The organism is Fodinibius salipaludis (assembly GCF_002287075.1).
Classification (GTDB): domain Bacteria; phylum Bacteroidota; class Rhodothermia; order Balneolales; family Balneolaceae; genus Fodinibius; species Fodinibius salipaludis.
The window spans coordinates 345,709-359,627 of sequence record NZ_NSKE01000001.1 but is presented as its reverse complement, the minus strand read 5'-3'; the positions used below and the strand labels follow the sequence as shown (position 1 = coordinate 359,627).

At 44.3% G+C, this 13,919-nt stretch carries 6 protein-coding genes; 2 read left to right on the top strand and 4 right to left on the bottom strand.

Annotation, left to right across the window (positions count from 1 at the left end):
• The first annotated feature begins 52 nt into the window (after window positions 1-52).
• Window positions 53-1,531: an IMP dehydrogenase gene (guaB, locus tag CK503_RS01445; RefSeq protein WP_095604998.1), complete on the top strand. Its 1,479-nt coding sequence runs from the start codon at window positions 53-55 to the stop codon at window positions 1,529-1,531.
• A gap of 14 nt (window positions 1,532-1,545) precedes the next feature.
• Here guaB and CK503_RS01440 read toward each other — a convergent pair whose 3' ends face one another.
• Together CK503_RS01440 and CK503_RS01435 are read right to left on the bottom strand one after the other, a co-directional pair.
• Entirely contained in the window at window positions 1,546-2,628 is a 1,083-nt protein-coding gene (locus CK503_RS01440; RefSeq protein ID WP_095604997.1) for an LptF/LptG family permease, read from the bottom strand.
• On the bottom strand, window positions 2,621-4,060 hold the full coding sequence (locus CK503_RS01435) for an LptF/LptG family permease (RefSeq protein WP_095604996.1): 1,440 nt from the start codon (window positions 4,058-4,060) through the stop codon (window positions 2,621-2,623). The genes CK503_RS01440 and CK503_RS01435 overlap by 8 nt, the downstream gene beginning before the upstream one ends.
• 318 nt (window positions 4,061-4,378) lie before the next feature.
• Here CK503_RS01435 and sov point away from each other — a divergent pair, with 318 nt between their 5' ends.
• The gene (gene sov, locus CK503_RS01430) at window positions 4,379-11,518 is read left to right on the top strand and encodes a T9SS outer membrane translocon Sov/SprA (RefSeq protein WP_176466178.1); all 7,140 of its coding nucleotides are present in this window, start codon (window positions 4,379-4,381) and stop codon (window positions 11,516-11,518) included.
• On the opposite strand, the gene lnt is transcribed toward sov, so the two are convergent.
• Both lnt and rsmI read right to left on the bottom strand, forming a co-directional pair.
• Complete coding sequence (gene lnt, locus CK503_RS01425) at window positions 11,515-13,092, bottom strand: apolipoprotein N-acyltransferase (RefSeq protein ID WP_095604994.1); 1,578 nt, start codon at window positions 13,090-13,092, stop codon at window positions 11,515-11,517. The two genes, sov and lnt, sit on opposite strands and share 4 nt — an antisense overlap.
• Complete coding sequence (gene rsmI, locus CK503_RS01420) at window positions 13,089-13,772, bottom strand: 16S rRNA (cytidine(1402)-2'-O)-methyltransferase (protein WP_095604993.1); 684 nt, start codon at window positions 13,770-13,772, stop codon at window positions 13,089-13,091. The genes lnt and rsmI overlap by 4 nt, the downstream gene beginning before the upstream one ends.
• Window positions 13,773-13,919 lie beyond the last annotated feature (147 nt).

Here is a 13,919-nt window from a genome sequence, read left to right as displayed (position 1 = left end):
TTTTTTATCTTTGCTCAAACTGGAACTATAAGATGCGCAGATCCTTTTTACCATGGAAAATTCCTCTCCTTTCGACCGAATTTCACGCCAGGGTTTAACCTATGATGATTTACTCTTAGTCCCTGCCCACTCTGAAGTTGTCCCCCGTGATGTGGATACAAGCGTGGATTTAACTTCTGAACTTACGCTCAATACTCCCATCATTAGTGCGGCTATGGATACTGTTTCGGAGTATCGGCTGGCCATTGCCCTTGCGCGCGAAGGAGGGATTGCTATGCTGCACAAAAACATGTCGATTGAGGATCAGGCCGACCAGGTACGCATGGTGAAGCGCAGTGAAAGCGGGATGATAGTTGATCCGGTTACATTGGGTAAGAATGAGACTGTTCGCAAAGCGCGCGGACTTATGAAAAAACATAAGATCGGCGGAATCCCTATTGTAAAAGATGATAATACACTTATTGGTATTGTTACGAACAGGGATTTGCGTTTTGAGCATTATGTAGATAAGAAACTGAGTACTATAATGACGACTGAAAATCTTATCACGGCGCGCGAAGGTACCACGCTCGAAGAAGCAGAAAAGTTGCTGCAGGAACACAAGGTTGAAAAGCTGCCTATTGTAGATAACAATATGAAACTGGTGGGGCTTATTACCTTTAAGGATATTGAGAAGAAAATGAACTTTCCTAATGCCTGTAAGGACGATATGGGACGCCTGCGAGTGGGTGCCGCGGTTGGCGTTACAGCAGATACACTGGATCGCGTTGAGGCACTGGTTGATTCCGGTGTTGATGTTATCACCATTGATACCGCGCACGGCCATTCTCAAGGGGTGTTGAATATGGTCAAAGAGGTTAAAAAAACATATCCCGAGCTGAATCTGATTGCTGGAAATATTGCAACCAAGAATGCTGCAAAAGCTCTTGTTGATGCGGGAGCAGATATTTTAAAAGTAGGAGTTGGACCGGGATCTATCTGTACAACGCGCGTGGTAACCGGTGTTGGAGTACCACAAATGAGTGCAGTGATGGAAGTTGCCGAATATGCTCATGAAGCCGGTGTTAGTGTCATTGCCGATGGTGGAATTAAGCAAACTGGTGATATTCCCAAAGCGCTGGCAGGAGGTGCACACGCAGTTATGATGGGATCGATGTTTGCAGGAGTTGATGAGGCACCCGGTGAGACTGTTATCTATGAGTCACGCAAATACAAGTCGTACCGTGGAATGGGAAGCTTGGGGGCCATGGAACAAGGTTCTAAGGACCGTTACTTCCAAGATGTCGAGGATAACATTAACAAGCTTGTGCCCGAAGGTATTGAAGGACGGGTTCCATATAAAGGATATTTGAGCGAAGTCGTCCATCAAATGACCGGCGGATTGCGTGCAGCTATGGGTTATTGCGGAGCACCTGACATTGCAAGGCTACAGCAGGCTGAGTTTGTACAAATTTCTGCGGCAGCTTATAAGGAAAGCCATCCTCATACTGTAGAAATTACCAAAGAAGCTCCAAACTATTCGGTAAGCTAAACACGACCCGGGGATTATTTTCGGGCGTTGACGAGGATACTTACCCCAATTACCAGAAAGATCAAATGAGGAAGTGTTGCTGCCAGCATGGGATCAATTTCTCCCTGACCACCGAATGGCTCAATCACTTTCATCATTACCAAGTATAGAAAGCTTACGGCCAACCCAGCTGCGATATAGAACCCTTTGCCGCCTTCCCGTCGAACCGAAGCCAGGGCAAATCCGACGATAGTAACAACAATAATTGAAAAGGGATAAGCATATCGACCGTAGAGTTGCACTTTTGGTAACTCCACCCCTCCGGCACCACTGCGTTCGATAGATTGAATATAATTTTGAGCTTCGGGATAGGTAAGCTGATAGATATCCGAGGTTTTGCGCGTTAGATCCCGCGGATATATATTCAGCGTTGTGTCCATGGAATCGACATGTACCTCGGAATATCCCATTTCGGTAAAAGTTTGTTTTCGTACATTTTCAAGCTTCCAGTGTTGTTGTTCTTCCTGCCATATCATTCGCTGAATAAACAATTTCTTACTGATTCTGTCGCCTTCAAAATTTATAACATCTACCCGGTATCCGGTTCCTTTATCGGGATTGAAATAATTTATTTTAAAGATGGAGTTTTCGGATTCCTGCCGAAAAATGCGGTTTGTATCCACTTTATCCGATTTACTGGAAAGATATTCAGACTCGAATGCGAGGCGTGTTTCATTGGCATTGGGAATTACATAAGCATCCAGATAGCTCATGGTAGCTGTCATTAAAAAGGCGAAAGCCAGATAGGGTAAAAGAATTCGGTACAAACTAACACCGGCCGCTTTAAGAGCAGTAATTTCGAGTCGTTCAGCCATTTGTCCCGTCAGATATAGGCAGGCAATAAATACGGCAACAGGTATGATTAAGCGTGCTATTTCGGGAATGTAGTTGAGATAATATACTCCGAATACTTGGGCAAAGGTGGCTCCTTTGTCCGTAAAATCTTCACTGTTTTCTGAAAAATCGATAACGATAAAAATAAATATCAGCACCATCATCACAAATAATGTGATGGTCAACATCTTAAAAAAGATATAGCGATCAATTTTTTTAGTCACGATGTTTCCATAGCTTTGATAGTTTAAAAGGAGTGCTAATACTAATTACCATTATAAGTCCCACGGCACCGAGTACAATATCTGATAACCACATGCCGGTAAAAGGTGAAATAAATAGTCGGTCGGCCATTTTTTCGCCCTGAATAATGGAAATCCAGTAGAAGGTTAAAAATACCGTACCAATGAGAGCTGCGTATCCCAGGTTCCCTTTCTTGGTATACATGCCGATTGGGGCACCAAGGAGAACAAATACAATACAGGCGATGGGGATGGAAAATTTTTTGTGGATTTCAACCAGGTACTGGGCAATTCTTTCAAGGCGCCACTCAGTATCTGATACTACATCTTCGATAAAGGATTTATAGTTGCGCAGTTTCATTAGTCCAATATCGTGTAACCGTAACTGGTTGGGTTTTGATTGAAACTGTTGGAGTGCCAAATATTGGCTTTCATAAGGTGGATCAGTAGTATCGATCTTCGATTGCTTTAATTTGGACTCTTCTTTTTTGCCAGTATTGAGATTGGTAAGCGTAGGGTATATGTAATTTGTATTTTTTAAGATGTGTTTTTTTTGTTTTTCAATCTGATTGTCCAGGGAATCAACGACACTGCTCATTGCCTGAATATTCATGGTTCGATCATTGCGGGAACGGTCTGCGGGATTGGAGCGCGAGAAGGCTAAATCTGAAAGATCAAAGCTGATGCGATACCGCTCAAATTTAGTCTCTTCAAAGACAGCAACCAGTTTTCCTTTTTGTCTGCGATCGAGTTTGCGAAGCACCGATCCATCATTCAGAAAAAGGGTGAGTGTTTGTCCGCTCTGCTTACTCGCGAGCCGCCCCTTTTGGGCTTTTATATAGGCTTCTTTACGATCACGTGTGGGATGCTGATAAATGGTTACGTCACGAAGTGAATCAGATTCGTTGGTGATCTCCTTAACCAAAAAGGTGTAGTTGTCGATCCCTTCGTAAAACTCATTTTCTTTTAGATCAAAGCCGGGCTTTTTAAGGCGGATATCAATAAACAGGGACCGAGCTCGCTGGTTGGCATCGGGCAGAATATCGTTGGAAAACCACATCAGAAAAACAGAAAGCAGGATGGATGCAACCAGAACGGGATTTATAACATGGATAGGATTGATGCCTGCAGCGCGGATAGCTGTCAGTTCATTTAGTTCCGTAATTTTACCATAAGCCATCAGCGAAGCTACCAGTACGGCCATCGGCACTGCAAGCACTACCATCGAAGCCAAATTTGTAATGATAAGCTCCAAAATAATTCCTAACGGTAATCCCTTGCCGATAAGAAGATCAATATAAAGAATTAGAAATTGCATAAGCAGCAGGAACATCAGGGTACAGAAACAGAAGATGAAGGGCCCTATATGCCGCTTAAGAATATCTAATTGTAGTTTGTTGGGTAGTAATTGCATATTGATGTTTAATTAGGAGCCTAAAATTAGGTCTATATGGGTTCTTTACAAAATGGATATTTATTATGACTACAAAATCAGAGTTTGTATTTTTATGACAAGCAGGAATCCGTTATAATTCTGCAGAGTGCATGGGGACACGACCATTTCAATAAAATATAAGGAGCTGTATATAGAGGATTGCTACCATAGATTTGCTGATAGAAATAATATGTAAATATATTCTACAACGGTTTCGTGCAGCTCAAGCCATTTAACTTTCCAACGTTTGTTCTATTTTTTTGTTTGGCAGCTATGGTAGCAGGCCCCGGGCAAAGTATGGCTCAGACCGGACAGGACTCACTTCGTATAACGCCTGTCCAGGCTGATACATTGCCCCGGTTGCATAAGCTTCCCTCTATTTCGGATCCTTTTCCGGATGTTCCTCCCAAACTTTTTTATATACAGTTGTCTCAAGAAGAGACGTATGTGCAGCGTGATTCTCTGGGATCATACCGGAGTCAGCGATTGTTGTATGAGATGCCGGTTGCTTCCAGTTTCCAGATGAGCTTTGAGCAGTATGCGGAAGAATCGAAACGCCGTCATCTCAAAGATAACTGGCAAACCCTTGTTCAAGAGCAACAAACAGAGGGACAGCGCCAAGAGGGGTTACTCGACTTTAATCTTGATATTCCCGGCGGAGAAGAGTCCACTTTTACGACTATCTTTGGCAAGCCGGAAGTTAACTTAAGTATCAACGGTACGGCCAATATGAATGTCGGGGCTTCTATCCAAAAGACCGAAAATCCTGAGGTTCCGGAAGACCAACGCCGGCAGATAGATCCCACTTTTGAACAAAGTTTGAAGCTGAATATTCAGGGTACTATTGGGGATAAATTGTCTATCCAAACCGATTGGGATACCGAGCGCGATTTTGACTTTATGAATCGTCTGAGCATTGTATATGATGGTTATGAGGATGAGATCTTGCAGCGTCTGGAATTGGGTAATGTGTCCATGCAGACGGGAAACTCGCTTATTCGTGGCGGTAGCGCTCTTTTTGGTATTAAATCTGTCGCCCAGATTGGTTCGCTGAAGCTGACGTCGGTACTCTCTCAACAAGAGGGAGATAGTAAAACGGAAACAATAACGGGCGGTGCGAAAGAGCAGAAAATTTCTATTCGTCCGGGCGATTATGAATCCGACAAACATTTTTTCTTGGACTTCTTTCCTCGTCAGGAGTTTGAAAATAATGTTTCGAATCCCCAGCAGCAGGGACAGGCGTTACAGTTAACAGAGGTTAATGTGTGGGTGCTTAGGGAGTCCTCACAGTCACAAGAGGGGGAACGTCAGGCGATTGCACTGGGAGACTTGGGGGTAGTGCAAAATCCGGATAGTACATTTTCTCCGCCCGATGAGGATCAGGATATTTTTAATGAGGCGACATTGGATCAATATCGGGATCCTGCACAAGGGGTATCAGCTGAAAGTTTTGGAGTTGAGGCTACCTCATTTGTGGAGGGATACTTTGTGCCATTACAGGAAGGGGGTGATTATAGTTTAGATCGAAACTTGGGTTATATATCCATTAAAAGGAATTTAGGATCGCGACAGGCTTTGGCGGTTTCTTTTAAGTATCGCGATTCACAAACAGGAGAAACAATAAGCGTTGGAGATATAAGCCAGGGCGGGAATGAACGTATGTATTTAAAATTATTACGTCCACAAACAGTGACAACCTCGAATGTTTTGTGGGATCTGATGATGAAAAATGTGTACTCACTGGGAGCGAATAATATAACGCAGGAAGGGTTGGATCTGGATATCAAATACACCGAGCAAAATGTACCCAGCAGCTCGTTGCCACAACGCGATCAAATTTTACTGCAGGATTTAGGGCTTGACCGAGTTGACCAACAGGGGGCGTTAAATCCGGATAACAAAATTGATTTCAGCACAACAGTATTGGAGCCCTCGACCGGCACGCTTGTTTTTCCCTATCTGGAACCTTTCGGTTCGCGCATTGAGCAGCTGCTTACTGAATCCGGAACTCCGCCCGATCGTATCAGTGATCTTACTTTTGATGAACTTTATAATGAGAAGAAGGTAAATGCGAATCAAAGTTCAAAAAATAGCTTTTATCGTATTCAGGGAAGCTCACAGGGGAGTATTTCCTCCAGTTATTCGTTGGGATATTCGTTGGTTGAAGGCTCAGTAAAAGTTTTTGCAAACGGACGCGAGTTGCAGGAAGGGACCGATTATGCTGTAGATTATTCGATTGGAAGTATCACCATCTTAAATGAGCGGTATCTTCGTCGTGGACAAGAAATAAAAATTGAATACGAAAATAATCAGCTCATGCAGATAGGTAAGAAGAGCTTTACCGGGCTTAGGGCTGAGTATGAGTTTACGGATAATATTTCACTGGGAAGCACTTATTTTAATCTCAAAGAACGTCCCCTGCAAGATAAAATTCGCATTGGTGATGAACCGGTGAATAATTCAGTCGTGGGATTTGATGCCAATGCTCATTTCGATACTCCTTGGCTTACGCGTTTGATTGATCAGGTTCCTTTGCTACAGACCAAAGAAAATTCGAACCTAACATTAAGTGGAGAGTTTGCCCATTTACGTCCGGGTGTCTCACAAACAAGTGCAGTGAGTGATGCAATTGATGATAACCGCTTATTTGAAGATGAAGAAAACGGACTGTCATTTATTGATGATTTTGAAGGTTCAGATATTGGGTTGAGCTTTATGAATCCCGGTCGGTGGAATCTTGCTGCAGCACCGGCAGCTGTACCGGGTTATGGACCGGATGAGGTGTTTTTTGAGGATAATCCACCGGACAATCCATCCTCAAATATCGCAGATAAAATTGCTCGTTCGGATCTTCGGGGAACCTTTTCTTGGTACAGTATCCCACAAAATATTGATCAGATATTGGGAGGAGTTAATTTTATGCCGGAAACCGAGCAGGTTAAGGTGACCGATGTTTTTCCTAATCGGGATGTGCTTACGGAAGAAAACTTTATTAGCACATTGGATGTCTATTTTGATCCTACCAAGCGAGGACCGTATAACTATAACGATGATCTGAGAACCTTGTTTGAAAATGAGCCGGAACGTACCTGGAGCGGGATGACGACCACGCTGCCTTCGGGGCAGGAAGACCTGACTCAGAATAATATTGAATTTCTGGAATTTTGGATGCAAACCGTATTGCCTAACGGTCAGGCTCCATCTGCCCAGGATCTTCAGGATTATGAGGGTAAAATTTATATTGATATCGGAGTCGTCTCAGAAGATGTGATTCCGAACTTTAAAACGAATACCGAGGATGGATTGGTTCGTCGTCCCCAGGATTTGCAGGAAGATAATATTAGCGGCCAATCGCGGTCGTATATTCCTACGCCGTTGCCAGCTCCCGAGGGACAGTTTTCGAATGATACGCGTGAATTAGCGGATGTGGGATTGGATGGAGCCCCGAATGAAGGGGGTATTGATAACAAGAATGAACAGAATTTATTCTCAGGATTTCTTGAGGAGATGGCTTCGGAGTATGGGGCCGCAAGTGATCAATACCAGCAGATTGAAGATGATCCTTCTAACGACGATTACGTTTATTATGGAGAAAGTGAAGCGGCCAACGGTGATCTCCAAGAGCGGTTTTCGCGCATGTATGGTTATCATGATGGCAACACACCACCAAACGAGGGTGAAAAGCGGGCCGTAACGAATAAGCCCGATACAGAGGGATTAATAACCCCATCGATTGTCGAGCAGAATAATGCTTATTTCCAGTATGAAATTGACTGGAATCCCGCCGATTTTTCTGAATTAGAACCGGGATCTGAGGGCACGTTTATTGTGGATAAAGTAGACGGTCCCAATCAGGAAGATCGGTGGTACCAGGTACGTCTTCCACTTGAAGAGTGGGTACGCAAAGTAGGGGGGATCGAAAACTTTCAAAATATTTCGTACATCAGGGTTTGGCTGTCGGGATATGAAAAGCCATTTACACTACGTTTCGCTACGTTTGAGTTGGTAGGTAGTCAATGGCGTCCGGCTGAAAATGTGGATGAGCAGCAGGGTACAACGCAGGGGGAATTTAATATTTCATCTGTGAATATTGAAGAAAATAGCCAGCGCCAGCCTATCCCATACCGGCAGCCCGAGGGAGCCATACGAGCCATTAATCGGGATCGACAGCGCCAGACCATTGCCAACGAGCAGTCGATCACTATGAATGTGGAAAACCTGGGCCCCGGAGAACTGAAGATGATGAAGCGGATATATCCCGGGGGATTAAATATGATTAACTACTCAAATGTGCGAATGTTTGTGCACGGTGAGGGTTATGATAACCGCGGCGATGCTGAGCTGGTCGTACGTTTTGGTACGGATTTGACGAATAACTATTACGAGTATCGCCAACCCATTTCGCCCTCCGATCCGAATTATCCATACAGCGCTGAACCCCTTAGTGAAATGAGTGATGCCGAGCGTGAGATGGAGGCCGAGGAGGTCTGGCTGTACAAAAAAAACAGCATGAATATTTTGATGCGGGCGTTCAATGAGTTAAAACAGCTGCGCGACCAACAGGGGGTTGAAGGAAATACGGTTTTTGAGCGCAGTGATTTGTTGCAGGAGGCCCCTTCCGGGGCAATTATTGCAGTCAAAGGAAATCCCTCGCTCGACAGAGTGGGAGAAATTGGGATGGGAATCCAAAACCCCTTTGATCCACAAAATCCGGATGACGGTGGAATTGCTTCTTTGGATGGTCAGTTCTGGTTCAATGAATTACGCGTATCGGGTTTTGATAATAAGTCGGGTTGGGCGGCCAATGCTAAAGCCGAAATGAAGATGGCTGATTTTGCTACCATTAATGCAAACTTCAACAGAGAAACGGATGGGTTCGGAGCTCTAAACTCTCGACTGGGTCAGCGTCGCATGTCTAATGTGCAGGCGTACGATCTTAATTCCACTGTTAACATGCATAAGTTTGTCCCCGATCGTTTTGGCTGGAATATTCCGGTATCACTCTCTACGCGTCGTTCCTCATCCACGCCCCGGTATTTACCCAACCAGGGGGATGTTCGGCTTTCAGAGTTCGAAAATGCGGTTAATGCACGTAACGATATTACCGAGTCTGAGAAAGAACAAATTATTGATCAGCGTATTCGGGAAAGTCAGACGGTAACTGAAAGTTATTCAATCAATGTCTCGAACCTTTCAAAGTCGAGATCGCAATCAAACTTGGCCGAATATACGCTCGATAAAACAACAGTAAATTATGTGTACAACGTTACAGAAAGAAGAAATCCACAGTATCTGCGACAGGATAACTGGAATTACAGCGGTTCAATACGGTACAATTACAGTTTTCCACAAACAAAGGTATTTCGACCACTCGGGTTTTTGGGAGACGTGCCGTTAATACATCCCTTAGCCGGAATACAGTTGGGATATACTCCGGCCTCAATTAATACTTCAATGGGTATCGATCGGGAATACGACGAACAGCTTCGCAGGGTTGTTGATCCCAATTTGGAAAATGCATTACGCCAGTCACATAGTTTTACCTACGACACTGAATTTGGCTTTGGATATAATATTACGCCGAGCATTAAAACGACTTTCCGTTCTCGGACGGTGTTTGATTTATCCCGAGCAGGAATAGAAGAGGCCGGACCGAGTAATCCTATAGCCGATTCTACTCAGTATTCGGTACGTCCTTCTTTTGATGTGCTCAGCGATCTTGTTTTTGATAGCCTTTCGTCCAGGCGTAGTAACTATCAGGAGTCGTATACTGCCGGCTGGCAGCCCAGGTTAAACAGGGTAAGTGCGTTGGACTGGATCAATTATTCAGCAAATTACAGCGGCGGATATCAGTGGAGAAACAGTCCCAGAGGATCAGATTTAGGGGCAAACGTATCAAATAACTTTTCGCTGAACCAGACGCTGGATTTCAATATTCGGAGTCTGCTGAACGAAATGGATTGGTATCGGAACCTGCAAAACAATGGAGGGAGAAATAACACTACTTCAGCTGATACAACAGAAGGATTAACCGAAGATCAGTTGGGTAAAACGCTTGGCAATATTGGGAAGAAAGCAGCCGGAGCGATATTGAGCATACAATCTCTGGATTTCTCTTTTAACATTTCACAGAGTTCGCTCCAAAGTGGATATGCAGGCACATCGCCTATCTACGATATGTTTGGGAGAAGTGGTGAAGATTATTCGCCTCCATTTTCGTATCGCACGGGATTTACAAATGAAGTTGGGCTCGATCGGCTGATTAACAATCCGAGCGAAACTTCGTCGCTGCAATTGCCATCCAATCATAATTTAACTGATGATATTACCGTACGGTCGCGGTTGCAACCCTTTAATAACTTGAACATTGATTTGTCCTGGAATTCAAAATGGAGCGAGATGAATTCCCAATCGATTACTATAGATCCCAATCAAAATAAGAGTACGGTACGTTCGCAGAATGGCTCTATTTCTTCAAGTATCTGGGCTTTTGGTAGTGGTTATGAAGACTTTTTCAAGCAGCAGCTAAGTACTGCTTTTGATGATATTGGCAATAATAGTGTGATTATCGACTCTACCGGTAATTCGGATGGACGAACGGTGTTGGGTCGAACAGCCCTGCAGGAAGATTTCAGAGATTCGTATCTCACTTTTAGTCAAGGAGCTATTGGCAATCGTAATTTTACGCCATTTCCTTTGCCCGGCTGGCGTATTACGTGGACAGGCTTAGAAAGATTTATCCCATATTTTGGCGATCTGATGTCACGGGCTTCCATATCGCATAATTACAGCGGTACCTACCGCCTGGGATGGATATTTAATGAGGATCAAAGCTTGTTGCCGGATATTTCGCTGGGTGCTTATTCAGTTACCAATCGGCGACCCGAATTTGAGCCCAACAGCATTAATATTGAGAAGCGATTTAGTCCACTGGTGGGATTAAATTTGACTTGGGAATCAAACCTTCGGACGAATATCCAATATGAACAGAGTAAGGTAATGAGCCTGGCGCTGTCAAACTCCACGGTAATTGAACGTATGTCCAAGGGGTTGAAACTGACGTTTGCCTATACCATTCGTAATTTCAAAATTCCATTTTTCAATCGTTTGGATAACGCCGTTGATATTACCTTGAACGGAAGTTATATCGAAGATGAAGAAAAGAAATTTGAGCTCGACTCCGATCTTGATGAGGCGCTTACCGCCGGACCAGATGACATTATTAAAGATCCCGATCGGGCGGAATTTTCGGGTACAACGACCGGGGGACAAGCACGGATAAACGGATCGGCCGTTATTGGATACCAGTTTTCACAGATGATACAGGCCAATTTTGAATACAACTACAATAAATTGCTTCCCAAAACATCAGGAGTGTACGGACGAACAGATCACGACATTAGGTTTAATATTGTGGTGTCAATTCGGTCTAATTAGGTTGAGTTACTTTTCTTATCAAAGAAGGAAAATCCTATTCCAAATATTGAGAGAATCATCATCAAATAGGGTAGCCAGTCACCAAATCGAGCGTATAAGGTTTTGGATGTGAGTACCGGCACTTTATAATTAAAAGCGGTCGATTTCCAATAAGGAGTTTCTATTTTTATAGAGCCGTCCGGCGCGATTATACCCGAGATGCCGTTGTTGGCACTGCGAACGATCCAGCGGTCAAATTCGATGGCTCGCAGACGTGCATAAGCAAAGTGCTGCTCGTGTCCGCTGGTATTGCCCCACCAGCCATCGTTGGTAATAATAGTCAGGTATCCCGATCCGTTCTCTACGTAATTCCGAACCCAGCTTGGAAAAACTGAGTCATAGCAAATAAGTGCCGGGGTTGCAGTACCGTTCACCGAAAACTGGTCAGGGTGGTGCCCCTTTCCGTACCCTTGAATTTGATTCCAGCTTACCCATCCGAAGACATCGATGGCATTTAAAAAGTGGACGAATGGAATGCGCTCTACAATGGGCACCAGGTTGTGCTTACGGTAGGCCTCCATCGGTTTATCGGGATAGAATCCGAGGGCAGCATTAAATGGCAGATATGCTCCACGCTGACCTTTGTAAGGTAGGGCAGGAATATCGTCTTTATAGAATTCGAAAAAAGTAGCCCCGGTGATGAGTGTAGCGTCCTGTTTCTCAGTATATTTTTTGAGCTGCTTTTTCGTCCGGTCTGAGAAATTTCGATACCCATCAATATTTAAAATTTGATTCTGTACGGCATTTTCCGGCCAGGCGATAAGTTGGGTATTTTCGGTAATTACGGAGTCAGTCAGAGACAGAAGGTGATCGTTGGCTTGTTGGGCACTGTCAAATCCGCCATTGGGTTCGTAGGAATCGAAGTTGGGCTGGACGACGACAACTTCATGGGTTTGTTCGTGTTTAGTTTCACTTTCAAAAGCGGAAATTGAAATGGACCAAGCAGGAAATACCAGCAGTATCGAAATAAGTGCAATTTTTGTTTTCTGCTTGTGCTTTTTCAGGTACTGATAGGCCAATGCGGTGGTGAAAATAACCCACAATGAGATTCCCCAGTAGCCGGTTACGGAAATATACTGTACTAACTGGGGCACGTTAGCCCATGCGTTTCCAACCCCGAGCCACGGCCAGGCCAGATCCCACTGGTGGTGTAGAAATTCGTACGTCAGCCAGAAGGCTGTTTGCAGCAGGGCGATAAGCCAAGGACTTATTTTTAGCTGTTGTACTTTGTACTGGAGCATTACGGGAATAGTCATCACTGCCGCATTGGCCAGAATCGCGGCCACACCACCGGCAACGGTTGCCATTACCAGCCAGTAGGTGGTAATAATATTCCAAATGAGAAATGCCGGATAGATTTTATAGGCTGCTTCACGGGCAGAATCAGACAGATCTATAATGCGAAAGACGAGCAAGAATGCCGGAAAAATAAGAAAGGGCAGAGGTACCGGGGGATAGCTCAAACCCAGCAGGACTCCTGCCGTAATGCTTAACACCCAGCTACTATTCCAGAATTGTTGTATTGAGTTTTTCATTCGCTATAATCTTTTGGGGCAATAATAACGACTATTTCTCCTTTAATGTCATCCCGCAGTTGAAAAGTGTCGTACACCGATTTTATGGATCCGCGCACCACTTCCTCAAACTTTTTAGTAAGTTCGCGACAGACCGCCATCATGCGCTGATCCCCCATATATTTTCGCAGCTCTTCAAGGAGTTTCATCAGGCGATGTGGACTTTCATACAGCACAATACTGCGCCCTTCGTCTACCAATTGTTTGAGCTGTTTTTGACGCCCCTTTTTCTGCGGTAGAAATCCCTCGAACACATATTTGTCGCACGGTAGTCCGCTGGCTACAAGAGCTGTTGTGGCAGCATCGGGACCGGGAATTACCGAAACCGAATGCCCGGCCTTATGAGCAGCACGAACGGCCAGAAATCCCGGATCAGAAATGCCCGGCATTCCTGCATCTGAAATGATGGCTACATTTTGTCGCGCATCTAAAATGTTGAGTAGATGCTCTACCTTTTGATGTTCGTTATGTGCATGAAAAGCAAAGGTGTTTGCATTAATATCAAGCTTTTTCAGCAGCACGCCTGAGGTGCGGGTATCTTCACAGGCGATGTAGGAAACCGATTTGAGGGTTTTGATGGCTCGCTCGGAGATATCCTCAAGATTTCCAATAGGCGTGGCAATAATATAGAGTGTACTCAACAGTTTCTGAGTTTAAGGTTTTTGGTTTAAATCCCACCAAAAGTAACAAAAACTTATTAACTATTTCGACTTATGATGGTAATTGGGCAGGCTGAAATTAAGGCGGAAAAAGGCTATATTTAGCTGCGTTAGAAAATGAATGATGAT

Coding starts and splice junctions, on each gene's coding strand:
- guaB (WP_095604998.1), top strand. CDS start 53: ATGGAAAATTCCTCTCCTTTCGACCGAATTTCACGCCAGGGTTTAACC.
- sov (WP_176466178.1), top strand. CDS start 4,379: ATGGCTCAGACCGGACAGGACTCACTTCGTATAACGCCTGTCCAGGCT.
- lnt (WP_095604994.1), bottom strand. CDS start 13,092: ATGAAAAACTCAATACAACAATTCTGGAATAGTAGCTGGGTGTTAAGC.
- CK503_RS01435 (WP_095604996.1), bottom strand. CDS start 4,060: ATGCAATTACTACCCAACAAACTACAATTAGATATTCTTAAGCGGCAT.